This window comes from Pseudoalteromonas sp. CO325X, from assembly GCF_004208955.1.
GTDB classification, from domain to species: Bacteria; Pseudomonadota; Gammaproteobacteria; order Enterobacterales; family Alteromonadaceae; genus Pseudoalteromonas; species Pseudoalteromonas ruthenica.
This window is the reverse complement of sequence record NZ_SGPG01000021.1, coordinates 83,644-100,753: the sequence shown is the minus strand read 5'-3', so window position 1 is coordinate 100,753 and position 17,110 is coordinate 83,644. Positions and strand designations below refer to the sequence as shown.

At 46.6% G+C, this 17,110-nt stretch carries 16 protein-coding genes; 9 read left to right on the top strand and 7 right to left on the bottom strand.

The window, feature by feature from the left end:
• Positions 1 to 59: 59 nt before the first annotated feature.
• Positions 60 to 998, bottom strand: a complete 939-nt coding sequence (locus EXT46_RS11180) for a LysR family transcriptional regulator (protein ID WP_240701126.1) — start codon at positions 996 to 998, stop codon at positions 60 to 62.
• Between the two features lie 307 nt (positions 999 to 1,305).
• Here EXT46_RS11180 and EXT46_RS11175 point away from each other — a divergent pair, with 307 nt between their 5' ends.
• Positions 1,306 to 2,541, top strand: coding sequence for an FG-GAP repeat protein (locus EXT46_RS11175; protein WP_240701125.1), 1,236 nt, complete (start codon positions 1,306 to 1,308; stop codon positions 2,539 to 2,541).
• A gap of 242 nt (positions 2,542 to 2,783) precedes the next feature.
• Here EXT46_RS11175 and EXT46_RS11170 read toward each other — a convergent pair whose 3' ends face one another.
• Together EXT46_RS11170 and EXT46_RS11165 are read right to left on the bottom strand one after the other, a co-directional pair.
• Positions 2,784 to 3,191: a substrate-binding domain-containing protein gene (locus tag EXT46_RS11170; protein WP_045978152.1), complete on the bottom strand. Its 408-nt coding sequence runs from the start codon at positions 3,189 to 3,191 to the stop codon at positions 2,784 to 2,786.
• A gap of 10 nt (positions 3,192 to 3,201) precedes the next feature.
• Complete coding sequence (locus EXT46_RS11165; protein WP_130147316.1) at positions 3,202 to 4,392, bottom strand: porin; 1,191 nt, start codon at positions 4,390 to 4,392, stop codon at positions 3,202 to 3,204.
• Positions 4,393 to 4,779: 387 nt separating this feature from the next.
• Here EXT46_RS11165 and EXT46_RS11160 point away from each other — a divergent pair, with 387 nt between their 5' ends.
• Genes EXT46_RS11160 through EXT46_RS11130 form a run of 7 tightly spaced genes read left to right on the top strand, consistent with a single transcriptional unit; the run spans position 4,780 to position 12,783 of the window.
• The gene (locus EXT46_RS11160; RefSeq protein WP_130147314.1) at positions 4,780 to 6,039 is read left to right on the top strand and encodes an HlyD family efflux transporter periplasmic adaptor subunit; all 1,260 of its coding nucleotides are present in this window, start codon (positions 4,780 to 4,782) and stop codon (positions 6,037 to 6,039) included.
• Positions 6,040 to 6,063: 24 nt separating this feature from the next.
• On the top strand, positions 6,064 to 6,798 hold the full coding sequence (locus tag EXT46_RS11155) for an ABC transporter ATP-binding protein (RefSeq protein ID WP_022945676.1): 735 nt from the start codon (positions 6,064 to 6,066) through the stop codon (positions 6,796 to 6,798).
• A gap of 2 nt (positions 6,799 to 6,800) precedes the next feature.
• Entirely contained in the window at positions 6,801 to 8,114 is a 1,314-nt protein-coding gene (locus tag EXT46_RS11150; RefSeq protein WP_130147560.1) for an ABC transporter permease, read from the top strand.
• A 10-nt stretch (positions 8,115 to 8,124) separates the two neighbouring features.
• Positions 8,125 to 9,330, top strand: a complete 1,206-nt coding sequence (locus EXT46_RS11145; protein WP_130147312.1) for an FtsX-like permease family protein — start codon at positions 8,125 to 8,127, stop codon at positions 9,328 to 9,330.
• Between the two features lie 49 nt (positions 9,331 to 9,379).
• Positions 9,380 to 10,705: a sigma-54 dependent transcriptional regulator gene (locus EXT46_RS11140; protein WP_026111208.1), complete on the top strand. Its 1,326-nt coding sequence runs from the start codon at positions 9,380 to 9,382 to the stop codon at positions 10,703 to 10,705.
• Positions 10,705 to 12,018, top strand: a complete 1,314-nt coding sequence (locus EXT46_RS11135) for an ATP-binding protein (protein WP_130147310.1) — start codon at positions 10,705 to 10,707, stop codon at positions 12,016 to 12,018. The genes EXT46_RS11140 and EXT46_RS11135 overlap by 1 nt, the downstream gene beginning before the upstream one ends.
• Before the next feature lie 42 nt (positions 12,019 to 12,060).
• Positions 12,061 to 12,783: a Sir2 family NAD-dependent protein deacetylase gene (locus EXT46_RS11130; RefSeq protein WP_022945671.1), complete on the top strand. Its 723-nt coding sequence runs from the start codon at positions 12,061 to 12,063 to the stop codon at positions 12,781 to 12,783.
• A gap of 50 nt (positions 12,784 to 12,833) precedes the next feature.
• On the opposite strand, the gene EXT46_RS11125 is transcribed toward EXT46_RS11130, so the two are convergent.
• The 4 genes from EXT46_RS11125 to EXT46_RS11110 all read right to left on the bottom strand — a co-directional run bounded on the left by EXT46_RS11125 (position 12,834) and on the right by EXT46_RS11110 (position 15,886).
• Positions 12,834 to 14,099, bottom strand: coding sequence for a hypothetical protein (locus EXT46_RS11125; RefSeq protein ID WP_130147308.1), 1,266 nt, complete (start codon positions 14,097 to 14,099; stop codon positions 12,834 to 12,836).
• Positions 14,100 to 14,109: 10 nt separating this feature from the next.
• A complete protein-coding gene (locus EXT46_RS11120) occupies positions 14,110 to 14,622 on the bottom strand; it encodes an outer membrane beta-barrel protein (protein ID WP_130147306.1) in 513 nt (170 codons plus the stop codon).
• Positions 14,623 to 14,766: 144 nt separating this feature from the next.
• Positions 14,767 to 15,300: a porin family protein gene (locus tag EXT46_RS11115; RefSeq protein ID WP_130147304.1), complete on the bottom strand. Its 534-nt coding sequence runs from the start codon at positions 15,298 to 15,300 to the stop codon at positions 14,767 to 14,769.
• A 160-nt stretch (positions 15,301 to 15,460) separates the two neighbouring features.
• Positions 15,461 to 15,886 (bottom strand): hypothetical protein, encoded by a 426-nt coding sequence (locus tag EXT46_RS11110; protein ID WP_022945666.1) that lies wholly within the window; start codon positions 15,884 to 15,886, stop codon positions 15,461 to 15,463.
• Between the two features lie 249 nt (positions 15,887 to 16,135).
• Between EXT46_RS11110 and EXT46_RS11105 the strand changes: the two genes are divergently transcribed.
• A complete protein-coding gene (locus EXT46_RS11105; RefSeq protein ID WP_130147302.1) occupies positions 16,136 to 17,071 on the top strand; it encodes a general glycosylation pathway protein in 936 nt (311 codons plus the stop codon).
• Positions 17,072 to 17,110: the final 39 nt, after the last annotated feature.

The following is a 17,110-nucleotide window of genomic DNA, read 5'->3' as shown; positions in this document are numbered from 1 at the left end:
AGATTGGTACATGTTCGGCTAAAAGGCCCCCGCGATAATAACAGTTAAACAAATCAAGACTACGAGCCAATGAAGCTCTTCACCGCTTCTACCTGATGTGTTCGTCGCTTAATGAATATTTGCTTTATGTGTTTGCGTAACCAAATCAGCCCTTTGTCAGTGTTTTGTCGCTTATGCCATAACATTGAAATTGAAGAGTGGGGAATATCGAGTGGCAGATGAGTAATAGCAAGCTCACCGTAAGCTAAATATTTGTGAATCAGGTCTGTAGGCAAAACCGCAATAAGATTACTCTCCATAATGATAGGGACGGCGGAGGAAAAGCTATTGACTGTAAAAGCTACTCGCCGACTTAGTCCCAGTTGCTGTAAAGCTTGGTCTGTTGGGCTAGCGATATCACCGGATAACGAAACTAATAAATGATCTGCCAATGAAAATGCCTCTATTGTTAAAGGCTTTTTCGTCAAAGGGTGGTCTTTACGCATGACACAAACATAGCTTGTATCAAATAAGTGCTCTGTACATATATTCTCTAAAGAGCGGTTACTTTGCCCTATCACAAGATCAACGTCAGCGGCATCTAACATTGTTTTAGTACGGGTTATAGCATAAGGGAGTGCATGTAAGTTAAGCCCTTTAGCCTCTTTTTCGAATAATTTTCTTAAATCTAGCCACAGCGCATCAAGTGCAATATCAGGCAAGGCAACTCTAAATGTTCGATTAGCGCTGCTGGGCTCAAACTCTTCAGGTTCTATTGCTTGCTTAATGTTATGTAGAGAACTTCGTATCTGTACCCAAAAATTAATGGCGTAGGTTGTTGGTTGTATTGTTCGACCATCAGGAACAAATAATTCATCTTTCCATAAGCCCCTCATTTTAGACACTGCATTTGACACAGCAGGTTGAGTCATTGATAGTCGTTTAGCAGCCAGAGTTATTGATTTCTCTGTCATTATCACATCAAAGATAACCAATAATTTTAACTCCTGCGGGCGCATAACTCTCATCCTTAATTGTTATTTTTAAGTATTGTATATATGTATAACTGATTATTTTGCTGTATTCATCATATTTTGAAATGAGTTGTATGCCATTTTAAAATTATATTTTTACCCTGTGTTCTCTTAATATGAGTTAGTCGGTTAAACATATAGAAAAATATGTACGTAAAAAAGATTCAGATTATCGTTCCTCATCACTGCAGTTTTGCATCTAACCGAAATCATGACAAACATAAGAGGCATGTCTGAATGATATGGTGCAAGCTATCTGCGTTACCCCCTTTGACAGAGCAGGAGAGAATCGGTGAGATTAATATATAAGACCAAGCTATTCTTTAGCACGATAGTTATTTTGGTGGCCACAGACAGTATCGCAACGCAACACATGATTCTACCAAGCGATGGTAAGACTGAAGATTACTTTGGATATAGTGTAGCGACTGATGGTAATAGTGTACTCGTTGGTGCATATAAAGCAGATACTAAAGGGGTAATGGATGCTGGAGCTGCTTATGTCTATGTATTAAATCATAGTGGCTGGTCTCAACAAGCGAAGCTTGTAGCAGAGCTAAGCTTCGCTGAAGACACTGTAGGTGGTAAGGTGGCATTGAAAAATGATGTGGCCGTATTAGGCGCTATGAATAGGGATGATAAAGGGAAAGACTCTGGTGCAGTGATCATTTTCGAGCGCCAGTCACATAACTGGAGGCAAACGCAAGTTCTCACCGCTCCAGATGCCAAACCAGGTGATGCTTTTGGCCAAAGTATTTCTCTTACTGAAAACCACCTCGTTGTTGGTGCTCCCCGAAACGACGCCTTGGGAGAAGATTCTGGAGCTGCCTACATTTATAGACGAGATAAGGGTAAATGGCGTTATCAAAGTAAAATCACTGCCAGTGACGGTGCTGCAGGGGATCTGTTTGGCATAAGCCTTGATACTCATGGTAGCACTATTATTGTGGGTGCTGATTTACATGACGACAAAGCTGAAAATGCTGGAGCTGTGTATGTTTACTCTCTAGAAGAGAAGCAATGGAAAGAAGAAGCCAAACTGATGGCGAATGATGGAAATAAAACAGACATCTTTGGTGTTAGAGTCGCGCTTTTTGATAATACGGCATTAATTTCAGCTAGAAGAGATGATATTGAAGGAGTAGGTATAGATGCAGGTTCAGCGTATGTTTTCGAGCGACACAAGGGTGTATGGAGGCAAATATCAAAGCTAACCTCCCCAGATGGAGCTGCAGACGACAGGTTTGGACGTGCAGTGGCACTAACCAAAGATACTGCAATCATAAGTGCAATGAACAATGATGCAAACGGTATTGATACCGGGGCGATATATATTTTTAAGAAAGAGTCAGGGGACTGGAACTTTGCGTCGAAAATCACAGCTAAGGTCAGTTCTTCCAAAGATAGGTTCGGCTGGAACGTTGCGTTATCTAACAGATTTGCAGTAGTTTCTGCCCCGAATCATGATAAAAACGGCATGGATTCAGGAGCCGTATTCATACAAAATCTAAATGCTAAAGCCAAATAAACTGTGTGACTAATTTGCATCTCGATGGAATGAGGGCAATTGATATAACTTAGCACTTTCGTAAATCAGCCTAGCTTAGGCTAGTTATTAGCAGTTGGCTTGGCGTTTCGCGTGAGTGTAATCAAAGTTTATTGTCACTTAACAAAACATTACCACCAACTATAAAAGGCGCTTAAAAAACTGCCAGATTGGACTAGGTTCCACTTATCCAATCTGGCAGGCTCAGTTTAGGTTTATTTAATTTAGAAGGTGGCGACCACCTTCACCTTGTCACTGGCACTTGCGGCACTAACGTACCCTATTGCCCCTGGGTTGGCTGCCACAAAATCAATCACCGCTTGATCGTTCGCTAACTTGTCCGGTGGTGTTCCTTTACCTGTGAACACCAGCTTAGACCAGTAGGCGTTAAGTTGTGAACTCGATTTGCCTACCACCTTATCGTTAAACTCATCAAAGGCGGGTGTGCCATCTTGATTCACCGCCGTGGCACTATTGCCATCAGGGAAAGACTTAGATTTACCGAGGTAAAGCTTCTTGATCGCGTTTTGATCTAGGCTTGCACCATTACTGGGGTGAACGACTACGGCAATATCCGCCCACACCCCTTGCGCAAATACTAAAAGCGAAACTGCTGCTACTTTTTTTAACATGTTTTTCCCCTTAGAAGACTAAATCTACACCCATAGATACAAGCTCTACTTCAGTATTAGTAATATCATCATCGAATCGACTCACATCGATTTTAAATGCCGCCGATGGATGGAAATTATAGCGTGCGCCTATAGTGTAGGTATTTGATTCTGCACGTTGAGAGAGTAGTACGAAGTTAGTAGCATCTCGCAGCAGCGGCGCATTTGGATCACTCGGGTTAGTCGACACATTGATAGGGCCGTTAGGTGTTTGGATCTGTGCGGGTATCGTGTTCAACTCGGAACTGTCATTTTCGTCGTCGTTGTTTTCATAGGTAAAATGTACTGTCCAGTCATCGATGCGATAGCCGACGGAAGCATAATATTGACGCTGTTTTGCTAGGAAGCTATCTTCGATTTCCCACTCGGTGTATTCAGCATCGAACAGGAAGTTGTCATAATCTACACCAAAACCGATAGCAGCAAAGTAAGAATCGTCTTCTTCGATTGCCAAATCTTGAGCCTGATCACTAAAACCGTAGCTTTCAATACCGGCTAAAAGGTTGTTAATTTGGTCGCTGTTACTCAGATCAATCGAAACTTCACTGATGATATAAGCTGCACGGGCGGTGAACCAGTCTCTCGATAATGTCCAGTTAAAACCTACAGCGTCCTTAATTTCAACACGGTCGCTATCAGTAACTGCTGCCATATCATCATCAACAGCGCCATACATAAGTTGGAGGCTGCTTTCCCAATCGCCAATGTTACTATTATATAAATAACTTAGCCCTTCATAAGTGGAAAAGTTGAGGTTATACACTGACTGTGGTGGGCGGACCCAACGGTATGCATAACCCACATCTAGGAAATCGGAATAGCGGTAAAAGGGAATGCGCATTTTTCCGGCGCTAAGCTGTGAATTATCAGATAGCTCATAAGTAAGATAGGCCCATTCAAATTCAGCATCAAAATCGTTTTCTCCGCGAGCAATAATTTGTGCGGTTGCGCTCAAGCGTTCTTGTAAATCTGCCGATACTTGCAAGGCAAATTTACTTTCCTGCTTCATGTCAAAGTCGTTTTCATAACCATAGAGGGTATCGTCATCATCCAGAGTTTGACCACCGACAATAGAGGCAAAGCCATTAATTCTTACCTCAGCAAAACTGGGTGAACTCATAAGCGCGGCTGCGACGGACAAGCCTAGCAATGATTTTTTCATGTTGATTTTCCTAGTGTTTTGTAACAGATCAATTTTATCATAGAACACATAATGCGAATAGCAAGATACGCCCTTAGTGCTTAGCAGAGCAGTAATAATCTTGCACAACTTAAACAAGTAAAAAAAGTGTCCACAGCGGACGCTTTTATTGTCCGCGGACACCATGTACATCTCAATGATTTTGATAAAAATCAATATAAAACAATGGGTTAAATGTTCTTTTTAAGTTGGCATGGTTTTCGTAACCCTGTACACATACGTACTAAGGGAAGTTGTTATGCTATTAACTTTATTTGTTTTTTTTACCTCTCCATTATTGGTGCTTGCGGCGGCACTTATCAGCACCTGGTTACACAGTAACTGCCTGTTGGTCGGGGAGACGCAGTCATGATCCGCGATACCCAAGCACAGGACACTGTTGTGAAAGAGCGCCAGCGCTCATACAAACCCTTGTTGATTGGTCTTATCAGCGTATTAGTCATCGCCGCAGCGCTCTATACCTTTGCTAGTCCCCAGTCTAATACCAGCCACTCCATTGCCCGTGAGAGTGTCAAAATTGCCACCGTCGAGCGGGGCAACCTGGTTCGCGATATCGCTACCACAGGGTTTATCGTCGCGGCCAATGCCCCGCAAGTATATAGCCCAACGCAGGGCTATGTGGAACTGCTGGTCAACCCCGGCGATACCATTGCCGTGGGGCAGGTCGTGGCGCGAGTTAAAAGCCCCGAGCTGGCCAACAACTTAAAACAACAGCAGTCTGAGCTTCAGCGTTTAGAAGATGAGCTTTCGCGCAAAGAATTACAGGTGCGCCGCGATAAACTCGCACTTATGCGCACGCTGGATATGGCCAAAGTGACTTTAGATGCGGCTAAACGTGAGCATCGTCGAGCGCTTATCTCTATTAAAGACAATCTTATCAGCCAAATTGATATGGAACAGGCACAAGATGAATTAGCGCGTGCCAAACTAGCCTATAAACATGCTCAGCAAGAAGTACAAATTGGCGAAGACACCTTAGCATTCGAATTAAAGTCAGCACACAGCGATGTCACCAGGCAGCAGCTTGTTGTTGATGACATCAGTCGTAAAGTGCGCGAATTAGCGATTGTTGCGCCGGTCAGCGGGGTGGTGGGTAACCACTTTGTTCAACAGCAAGCAGCTGTGGCTCCGAGCCAGGCACTGATGACGTTGGTTGATTTAAGCGCTTTTGAGGCCGAATTACAGGTACCTGAAAGCTATGCCAATGAGCTTGGCTTAGGCCTTGAGGTCGAACTCAGTATTGGCTCTGAGCAGCTGGTGGGGGAGCTGGTGTCTATCTCTCCTGAAGTGAAAGATCGCCAAGTGAGCGCCCGAGTGCGTTTTACCCAGCGTGAGGGCTTGCGCATTCGTCAAAACCAACGGATTTCGGCACGCATTCTTCTAGAAAACCGTGAAGATGTATTGATGGTGCGCCGTGGGGCATTTATGAATCAAGGCGGCTTTGTGGCCTATCGCGTCAATGGCGACGTGGCTGAACGAATTCAAATTCAAACAGGGGCGAGTAGTATGGCGGCGGTCGAGCTCACCGCAGGGGCACAGCAAGGCGATGAACTCGTGGTGTCCAGTTACGATGTATTTAACCAAGCGCAACGTGTATTGCTGCGTTAAGCGCTTATATAAAAGGATATAAAAATGATTAGAATGAATAATATCAACAAGGTATACCAAACGGATATGGTGCAAACCCACGCCCTACGGGATTTCAACCTTAATGTTGAGCAGGGTGAATTTATCGCTGTCACTGGGCCGAGCGGCAGCGGTAAAACCACGTTTTTAAACATTGCCGGGATGTTAGAGCCATTCTCTAGCGGTCAGTATCAGCTCGACGGTGTGGATGTGGGTGGTTTGAACGACAATCAACGAGCTGATTTACGAAACCAAAAAATTGGCTTTATTTTCCAAGGATTTAACCTTATCCCAGATTTGAACTTGTATGAAAATGTGGAAGTGCCATTGCGATATCGCGGTATCAAAGCCGCAGAGCGTAAAAAGCGCATTGAGCGATGTCTTGAGCTGGTAGGCCTCGGTGCTCGCGCCAAACACCTGCCACAACAGCTCTCTGGGGGACAACAACAGCGTGTCGCGATCGCTCGGGCGTTGGCCGGCGAACCGCGCTTTCTACTTGCCGATGAACCAACCGGAAACCTCGATAGTTTAATGGCGCGTCAGGTCATGGAAATTCTTGAAGATATTAACCGTGAAGGGGCGACCATTGTTATGGTTACTCATGATCCGGAGTTGGCACGCCGAGCGCCGCGTAATATTCAGGTCGTCGATGGCCAACTTGCTGATTTTAGTCTGTATCAAGGCCGACCTAATAGCGCAAGCAGTGCCGGCGATATTGCTCAACAGGCTGTAGGGGGCTAATGATGTTTTGGCACTATATTGATTTAAGTTGGCGTTCGCTCAAGCGTACCCCCATGGTGAGCACCTTGATGGTGTTGGCTATCGCCATTGGCATCGGTGTAACGATGACGACTTTATCGGTGTATCACATGATGAGCGCCGACCCTATTCCGGCAAAAAGTAAACAACTGTTTGCCGTGCAATTGCAGTCTATGGACGATGGCGACGGCTGGTGGACCAGCGATGATTTGCCTTATCAACTGTCTTTCCCAGATGCAGAAAATCTATACCAAGACCGTGCAGCGAAAGCGCAAGCGCCAATGTTGCGCACAGGTTTTGCCGTACACCTTGGAGATGCGCGTACCAAGCCACAACTGATGGGGGCAAGAGCGACGAGTCGCGACTTTTTCAGCATGTTTAACGCCCAGTTTGTGCATGGTGGAGCATGGCGCGAGCAGGCGGACAAAGACGCAATGAAACAGGTGGTCATTGAGCGTAGCTTGAGCGAAGAACTTTACGGCCAGCAAAGTCCAGTGGGAAAAACCTTATACCTCGACAATCATGTGTTTGAAGTGGTGGGGGTCGTTGCGCCAATCACCCGTCATATCAAATTTTACGATTTGAATAATGGCGCGTTTCGCAAGCCAGAACGCATTTTTGTGCCGTTCTCTTTAATTCGTGAGCTGGAATTGCCCTCATGGGGGAACTCCAACGGTTGGAAACGCGAAGAGATCAAAAGCTATCAAGATAAATTGAATTCGGAGATTTATTGGCTGCAATATTGGGTCGAGCTCGATAATGATGAGCAAAAGCAGCAATACAGCGACTATTTGCGCAATTATATCGACCAGCAAAAGCAACTGGGGCGGTTCACGCGAGAGCATCCGAAGTTTTCCTTGCGCGATGTTAATCAGTGGATGACGTACAACAAGGTCGTCAGCGAAGACAATAAAATTTTAGTGTTATTAAGCTTTATGTTCTTGGCTGTTTGCTTGGCGAATATCCTCGGTCTACTGCTCGCTAAGTTTATGCGTAGGGCACCGGAAGTGGGTGTGCGCCGAGCCTTGGGGGCGAGCAAAACACAAGTATTTATGCAGCATTTGGTCGAGGTTGCCTTGCTTGGCAGCTTAGGCGGTGTGCTCGGTATTTTTCTGGCACAGTTGAGCCTCTGGGGCGTGCGAGAAAGTTACAGCGCCTACAGTGACTTGGCTACCATGGACGCGTTCATGCTTATCAGTGCGCCAGTCATTGCCATTATCGCGTGTGTCGTCGCTGGCTTGTTACCGGCTTGGCAGGTGTGTCGAACCAACCCCGCTTATTATCTGAAAACGCAGTAGGAGCTAGAGCATGTCAGAATTAAAACCCATGATAAACGCATTACTGCGCTCAAAAATTGGTGCTGTGTTACTACTGGTACAGGTAGCCATCACCTTGGCTATCGTCAGTAACGCGGCGTTTATGATAAGCGACCGTCTCGCCTATTTGAATCAACCTACTGGCTATGACGAGTCGGCTATTTTTAGTTTTCGAGTGAATAACTTTGACCCTGATATCAACCTGGTTCAGCAATACGCCTTGGATGAACAGGCGATCCGCTCTGTTGATGGTGTGGTTGATGTGGCGATGACTAACTGGGTGCCACTGTCCGGCAGTGGTGACTCGAGCAGTATGCACACTTCGCCACCGCCAGAGATGGGCCGTGGTGTGCGTGCAGCGTATCAGCTTACCAGCGACAGCGCCCTTAATACCCTAGGTGCCACCTTGATTGCTGGGCGTAACTTCCGTGCTGATGAAGTTGTGCACAGTGATAATCGCGACAATTTGCCAACCACAGCCATTGTCACCAAAGATTTGGCCGAGGAGATGTTTCCCGATGAGTCAGCGCTTGGGAAAACCGTTTATCAAGGGCAAGGCGCACTGAAAATAATCGGGGTTATCGATACCATTAAAGGCCCTTGGCTTGATGATAGTCGCCCGGCCAATGTGATCTTCTTCCCGTTTAATTATGCCGACTCGCGAGCTGAGTTCATTGTTCGCACCGAGCCCTATAAGCGTGCACAGATAATGGCACAAATCGAAGAGCTGTTACTTAACAACGAATCTCAGCGCGTGATCTATCGTATTGAGGGATTAGATGAAAGCAAAGCCGCTTATATGGCACGTGATAGGCTGGTCATGCGTATGCTGATCGTGTTAATTGTGGTCTTAGTACTGGTTACTGCGCTAGGTATTTTTGGCTTGACGCTGTTTAATATCTCCAAACGCACTAAACAAATCGGTACGCGTCGCGCCTTAGGTGCAAGACGTTCGGCCATTGTTCGTTACTTCTTGGTCGAGAATGCATTGGTTGCCAGTGTCGGTATTGTTCTTGGAGCGGGTCTGGCCATGTTATTAGGGCAGCAGCTTATGACGGTCTTTTCTCTGCCTAGTCTATCGTGGACTTTTGTCTTGGCGAGTGCCACTTTTATGCTCATAATGAGTTTGATTGCCGCTTGGGCGCCGGCTCAGCGAGCCGCCAATATCGAACCCAGCATCGCTACACGGTCTATATAATTACAATAACAAGCGGCGCCGATAGGTGCGCCGCCACATTATGGATAATATGAAAAAGATACTCATCGTTGACGATAACACCGCAGTGTTGGAAGCATTGTCGCTGCTACTGGAGATTCATGGTTATCATCCCGTGGTCTGTGAAACGCCCACCGAGGCGCTGCATATCGTTCGCTATCAACGCATTGCTTTAGTTTTACAGGATATGAACTTCAGTGCCGACACCACCTCAGGTGAGGAGGGCAGAGCGCTGTTTTATCAGTTACGAGAAATCAACCCACACCTTCCGGTGGTCTTGATCACCGCTTGGACCGAGCTCAGTACCGCAGTGGAATTAGTCAAAGCCGGCGCAGCCGACTACATTGGTAAGCCTTGGGATGACCAAAAGCTGTTAACGACCATCGAAAACCTTGTCGCGCTGGGCGAAGCCGCCAGTGAGAATGCAACCTTTAAACGCCAAGCCCAAGAGCGCAGCCAAGCTCATGCTGGCGCTGATTTAGCCGGGTTGGTATTTGCCAGTGCTGCAATGCAGCGGGTTGTGGATATGGCGTTGCAGGTGGCCCATGCTGATGTGCCTGTGCTTATCACGGGAGCGAATGGCAGTGGTAAAGAAGGCATCGCTGAGATTGTGCACCGTAACTCTGTACTCAAAGCACAGCCCTTTATTAAAGTGAATGCCGGGGCACTGCCTAGCGACTTAATTGAAGCAGAATTATTTGGCGCTGAAGCCGGCGCATTTACCGGAGCCAAAACCACACGCATAGGACGCTTTGAAGCCGCTGATGGGGGCACCTTGTTCCTTGATGAAATAGGTAACCTATCACTCGATGGGCAAATGAAATTGTTGCGTGTGCTGCAAAGTGGTGAATTTGAACGCGTTGGCTCCACGCAAACCCGTAAGGTCTCGGTGCGGGTGATCTCTGCGACCAATGCAGACCTGCGCAGTGATATTCAACAAGGGCGTTTTCGCGAAGACTTATATTATCGCCTCAATGTCATTGAATTAGCGGTGCCACCTTTGTGCCAACGCCAAGATGATATCCCAGCTTTAATTGCGCACTTTTTGCCAGGACGAGAGCTGAGTCCTCATGCCGAGCAGGCGCTGCGTCATCATAGTTGGCCAGGAAACGTACGCGAGTTGGAAAACGCCTGTAAGCGTATAGCGGTGCTTAAGCCGCAAGGTGAATTACAGGCAGATGATTTTGCTTTGCAAAGTGCTGAGCAAGCACAGGTGCAAAAACATGAGCCCTCGAAGCAGGACATTGAACACTCTATGCGTCTACATCAAGGGGTGGTGGCCAAAGTGGCACGGGATTTTGGTTTATCGCGACAAGCGCTGTATCGGCGTATGCAGAAATTCGGTATTGAATACTAATGGCCTTGTTAACTTCACCCACTAGTCGCCTTACTTGGCAGCTGAGCTCATGGCTGAGCTTGTTTGTTTGTGCGCCGGTTGTAGCTGGGGTATTGCTAGGGTTGTTATCGGTGTTGCAGGCGTTGCTCTTAGCCGTCGTGCTTGGCGCGCTGCAAGCCATGTTTATACATTATGTGGTCACACCCAGAGTGAAAGGGCTCCAGGCTATAGAGTCAGGGCTGTTGAATTTTAAGGATGGAGATTTTTCCACCTCTTTGGCTTATAACAAAAATGATGAGCTGGGCGATTTGTGTCGGCTTTACAATGAAACCGCGAGCAAATTACATCAGGAACGGCAATGGATATACCAACGAGAATTGATGCTCGATAAGGTTCTGCATAGCTCGCCGCAAGCGCTGTTATTAGTGAATGACAAACAGCAGGTGGTGTACAGTAACCACAGTGCTAGGAGCTTATTGTTTGCCGATTTACGCGTTGAGGGTGAGCAATTATCGGTATTGTTTGCGCGCATGCCAAACGGGTTAGCGCAAGCTTTGCAGGCAGGGAAAGAGGGCTTATTTAGTGTTGAGCAGCAACATGAGCAGCGGCAAACATGGCACTTAGCCACCGGACACTTCTTGCTCAACAATCAAGCTCATACCTTGTATATACTCAAGCCCATGACACGGGAGATCTCACGCCAAGAAGTGCAGGTGTGGAAAAAGGTGATCCGAGTAATTAGCCACGAACTCAATAACTCCCTCGCGCCGGTATCATCCATGTTGCACTCTGGGCAGTTGTTGGCACAAGGCATTGAAGACACCCGTTTAGCGCGGGTATTTACGACGATTGACGAACGAATCGGTAAACTCAGTGAGTTTGTTCAAGGGTATGGGCGGTTCGCTAAATTACCACAACCGCAAATGAAATATTTCAGCTGGGACAATATGATGCAAGGGCTTACGCAGCAATGGGCTTTTACACTGCTTGGGGAATTGCCAGAGCAGGGCTATGGCGATGATACTCAGCTTGAGCAATTGCTTATTAACCTGCTCAAAAATGCCCATGAATCAGGCTCTCCAGAGGCAGATATCAGTGTTGAGGTGAATTGTAGCGAGGCGCAGCAGGAAATACTGGTTCGCGATCGCGGTAAAGGCATGTCAGAAGCCGTGATGGCCAGTGCGTTGGTGCCCTTTTACTCCACTAAAAGTTCGGGGTCAGGGCTAGGCTTAGCGCTGTGTCGTGAAATTTGCGAGGCGCATCATGGTGACATCAGTTTACACAATCGCCACCACGGTGGCTTAGTAGTGCGTGTGCACCTGCCCCTTGCTTAGTCGGTTGTGCCAGGCAAAAACAAAAGCGAACGTTAAATTAGCATGAGTAACACTTTATACATCACCGGCGCTGGGGTTAGCGCCGCCAGCGGTATTCCCACCTTTCGTGGTGAGGATGGGTTCTGGCGCATCGGCAGCGCACACTACACGCCTATGGAAATGGCAACTCGGGCCATGTACCAACATAATCCCAAGGAGTTTTTAGCCTGGTATTATCATCGTTTTGCTACGTACCGCCATCATGGCCCGAATGATGTGCATCACTGGCTCAGCGATAAAAATTTGATCACCCAAAATATAGATGGCTTAGATGCCAAGGCGGGGAACAACAATTATATCGCTATTCACGGGCGCTTAGATTTAATGACCGAATTTCATAACCAAGGAGAGGCGGTGACGACACACCCAGCGCCTTGGGAGAGCATTGATGAGGGGAACCTCCATGCTTCGTTGCTGGCGGCCTTTGCCATTGACGGTGAAAAGCCCCAGCTATACCACTCTTACAAACCTTTGGTCCTGCTCTTTGATGAGTATTACACCGATCTATATGGTATTACCGAGGCTCAGCAACGCATGCTATCAGCGGATAAAATCGTGTTTATTGGTACCTCGTTCAGCGTCAATATTACGCAAATGGCATTGGAGATTGCTCGAAGCAGAGGCATTGATGTTGAGGTTGTTGACCCTGAACCGGTGCAAGTAGCACACGCACCGGTGACTTATCACCGCATGACGGCGTTGGAATATGTGCAACGTATGGGTTAGCAGGTAATAAAAAAGCGCCCAACTGGGCGCTTTTAGTTAACGACTAGGAGTTAGTTGCTAATTTCGAAAATAACGCTTTGTTCTTGTTCGAGAAACCCGAATGTCATGAGCGCATCACCGCTGACATCCGGCTTTGCAGTGACATTCAAATACACTTCGTCACTTGCGCGCTTATTTAAGGTAGCAGTGACTAAGCTGTTATTGATAATCCACGTACTGGCATCAGTGACGTTAATGTTGTCGCTAAAGCCAGTGTAATCCGCATACACACGTATTTCGGTGCTTTCACCTGCATTTAAGCTGATAGTTTCGCTATTGTCGTTAATAAAAATAGCAGATAACTCACCTTCTTGCGCGGAGGTGACTGACAGGCTGATGGAGTCTTGTACAGAGTCTGAGCAGCTCGCATACACCAATCCATCCCCTTTTTCTGTTGCCAATACGGCGCCACTGAATCTTGGGTTTGTTTCGATATAGGCGATAGCGTTGTTATTTTCAGCCCAGTTCACACCTGGCGTAACATCAACACTTTGCTCGTTAAGTGTGCCACGCACTTGCAAGGTTTCGCGCTCACCTAAATCAAGGTCTAAAGACTCATAGCTCTGCTCGTCGCTATCGACAAAACGAATGCTGGTGATTTGTGTTGGCGCGGTTGTGAAACTGAGTTGGTTACTGTTTGCTTGTGCGTAGGAGGCGCGTACTTGGAGATCATCACCACTGCTATCTGAGGTATATAAAACACCAAAATCATTGATGTAAGCCGTGGCGCTGCCTGCCACTTCCCAGGTCAGCTTGTTGTTATCCACGGTGCCTTGATACCCATCATCATAGGTGACGGCGGTGGTAATTGTGTTTGGTTGACAGGCATAAGCACGGGCACTGTTTGCGCTCAAGGTCAGGCTCGCTACTTGAATGTCTTTAATAGATACTTCGATGCTTTCACTAACGTCATTGATGGTTGTCGCAGTGAAGGTGACTAGGCCTTGTTCAGTGTCACTTTGAGCTTTAGCGGTGATTTTACCCTGGTCATTAATGCTCGCAAAATCAGGGTGTGAGGATTGCCATGTCACCTCTTTGGTAATGTCGCGAGAGTCGCCTTTTGAGTCCACCCCAGTGGCCTTGAGTTGCAGCTCATCACCAGGCTCAATACGAATGCCACCGCCAGTAATGGAAATGCTTTCAATAAGTTCACCAGATTGTCTTTGGCGCTCTTTCTCGAATGCGGTGTTAATGCTGTTGGCATTGTCATTGTCACTGCAGCCACTGAGCATGCCTAAACTTAAAAGCAGGCTGCTTGCCAATAGAGTTTTATTCATTGCTTTATCCTTAAAAAACATAACTCAGGCCAACGCCCCACGCGTCAATGAGGATATCGTCTTTGTTATAACGCTGCTGGTAATCGGCATTAATACGAAAATTATAGGGAAGGTCATAATTTACTCTGCCTCCCCAAGCAAAGCCTGAGAATTCTTCTAAGCCATCATAGACACTGGGCTTGCCACTGAAGAGCACTTCGGTACGCGCATAACCTAAGGCTAAATCGACGCTAAAACCATCGTAGTTCGGTGAGCGAAAGCGAAAAAATGCGCTGTAATTTTGGTCGATGTCCGTGGTGACACCTAGAAGATCGTCGTCGCTGCTACTTACTCCGCTTTGAAGCTCAAGGAAAATACCATTGTAAAGTTCAGCACCTAGCTTAATATTGTTCACTGTGGGGGAGGCGCTATTGCCATCAAAATCGGTGCTTAGTTGCAGATAATCTGCACCGATATAATATTCATTGGCGTGAGCGTAATTGCACGCGAGCGCCAAGCCTAAGCACAGCAGTTGCTTTTTCATTGTGTCTTCCTTCTCGAGATGATCCACAGCAGTGTATCAAAATTGTATCTAAAGTGGGTAACAAGATGTAACCTAAATTTCGCCAACAGGCTATGCTAGGAACGCAGCGCCCGTGGCATGATAGTGCGCCCTTTATACAAGGGGTTAAAAATGATAACTCACGCCTAAACCGTAGCTGTCGAGCTCAACTTCGTTACCTAAATCACGTGATGTGTAATCAAACGCAACATGCCAGTTAGGGTTCACGGCGTAGTCAATGCGTGCAGAATAGGCAAAGCCATCGTCAGAGATACTTTGGTTAAGTGCTTGATTAGTTAAATCTACTTCGGTGTGGGCATAGCCTAATCCTAAATCAAAGGCAAAACCACGATGGCGAGGGGTGAGTAAACGCACAAACAATGCGCGGTTAGCGCTTAACTCATAAGTGGTACCCTCAACCATGTCATCATTGTCGTAGACACCCAGCTGTGCCTCCAACGCAATTTGTTCAAAGATAAATACACCACCGCGTAAATTAACGTGGCTAAAATCTGCTTGTCCGGGCGTGCCGACAGTCTTTAGATCCATTAATTGATAATCGCTACCAAGATAAAAGTCCATTGGGTGTTCAAAAGGACGATTGTCGGCATGGGCATTCAGGCAGGTAGCGGCAAGCAAGGCACACAGGAGCTTATTCATAACATTATCCCTGTTGTAGTGAGCAAAAAATTGTATGCAAAATCCTAACTTAATGATTTAGCGAAGTAAATGGATGTACTCTATGGTGCTAACACAGCAAACAATAAAAAACCCAGCGCTAGGCTGGGTTTTGGTGCATCACAATGTTGAACTGTGGCTGTTATTGATTCGCTTCTAACTCTTCGCGTTTAGCGCGAATTTTTTCTTTCAGCTCTTCAATCTTTTCTTTTGTTTCTTCTGATAATTCACCGGCACCTTCTTTTGACTCTTCCCAAGCTTGCTGGGCTAGATCTTTAGAATCGGCAACTAGATTATCTAAATGTGTTTTACCTTCTTCACTGGCTACGGCAACAAGTGCTTGTGTTTCGTTAACAAGCTCATCAAGTTGCTCACCGAAAGACTCATCATGCAATTGCGCGCTAAGATCTTTAGCATCTGCAACAGCAGAGTCCCATGCTTGGCTGATCTCTTCTTTTGCTTCGACCGCACTGTCTTTCGCTTGCTCTTTTGCTTCATTAGCATCTTCACAAGCACTCAGTACCAAGGCACTGGCTAGAACAGTAATAACAGCTAATAATTGCTTCATTGTGTCTTCCTCTTTGACAAAACCTGGGCTCAGTATAGCGGTAAAAATATAAATAGAGCATGAATTTGCTACTTTTATCTGAGCAGTTGTGACCGTGCACCATTTCGAAGCAGCGCTGTGCACTGATGGCGCAATGACTGCACCGGATTATGCGAATAAAAATTTAAGGTACTGAACACGAAAAGAAAAATAGAGTTGGCACTAATTCTGCGGCGGTCTTTGCCAAGCAAGGGGTTGAGGAGCACCGACATGGGCATTAGTTACCTGAGCGTGATTGAACGCTATCAAGAGCATCATAGCGTCATCACCCCCTTACTCGATGCACTTATTCAGTCTTTGCAAGCCCACCCGCAGTGGCAAAACCAGCCACACCTTGCTTTTGCAAAGCTATGCCAACATTACCATTTTGCTGAGCTGTGTTATTTACTTGATAGCGACGCGGTGCAACTGAGTGCCAATATCGATAACAAAGGGAATACCCTGCACGGGCAGGGGTGTAGTCGAGCCTCTCGGCCTTACTTCACGGCGCAGCAGCAGGGCCAATTTACTCTCAGCGAACCATACATCTCTTTAGCCACCGGCAACCTATGTGTGTCGGTGATGGCCCCTTGCCAACAAGGTAGCGATAACAAAGGCTATGTCGTGGTTGATATTCACCTCGCTCAGCTGGTGGAGTATGTGATGGGGGACCGTTCTCGAAGCCGTTTTAGCGGCGTATTTAAAGCCGGCTACAGTGTCATTGTTATGAGCTTATTTACACTGGTATTAGTGCTTATGTACACCGTTAGCATGGAAATTTGGCACTTATTGCTGAGCCTAAATGGTGATAGTGACCCGCTGCAGCCTTTTGGCATTATTATCTTTATTACCTTAGCGTTATCCGTATTTGACTTAGGTAAAACCATCCTCGAGGAAGAAATTTTAATGCACAAAGATATCTTCCGTCACAGTTCTACGCGACGAACAATTACGCGATTTATTTCCACCATCCTTATTGCCATCTCCATTGAAGCGTTATTGACCATGTTCAAGGCTTCTTTGGGGCAGACAGAGTACACCACCGCCGCGCTGCTGATGATGCTGAGTGTGATGGGGTTGCTGATAGGGCTAGGCGTGTATGTTTATCTAGGTGCTAAGGCAGAGCTGCTGTTAATACAAGCTCAGCGAGCTAAAAAAGGCAGTTGAGGGCGTCTCTACTATACTTGTGGCAACGTTTACGCGGGC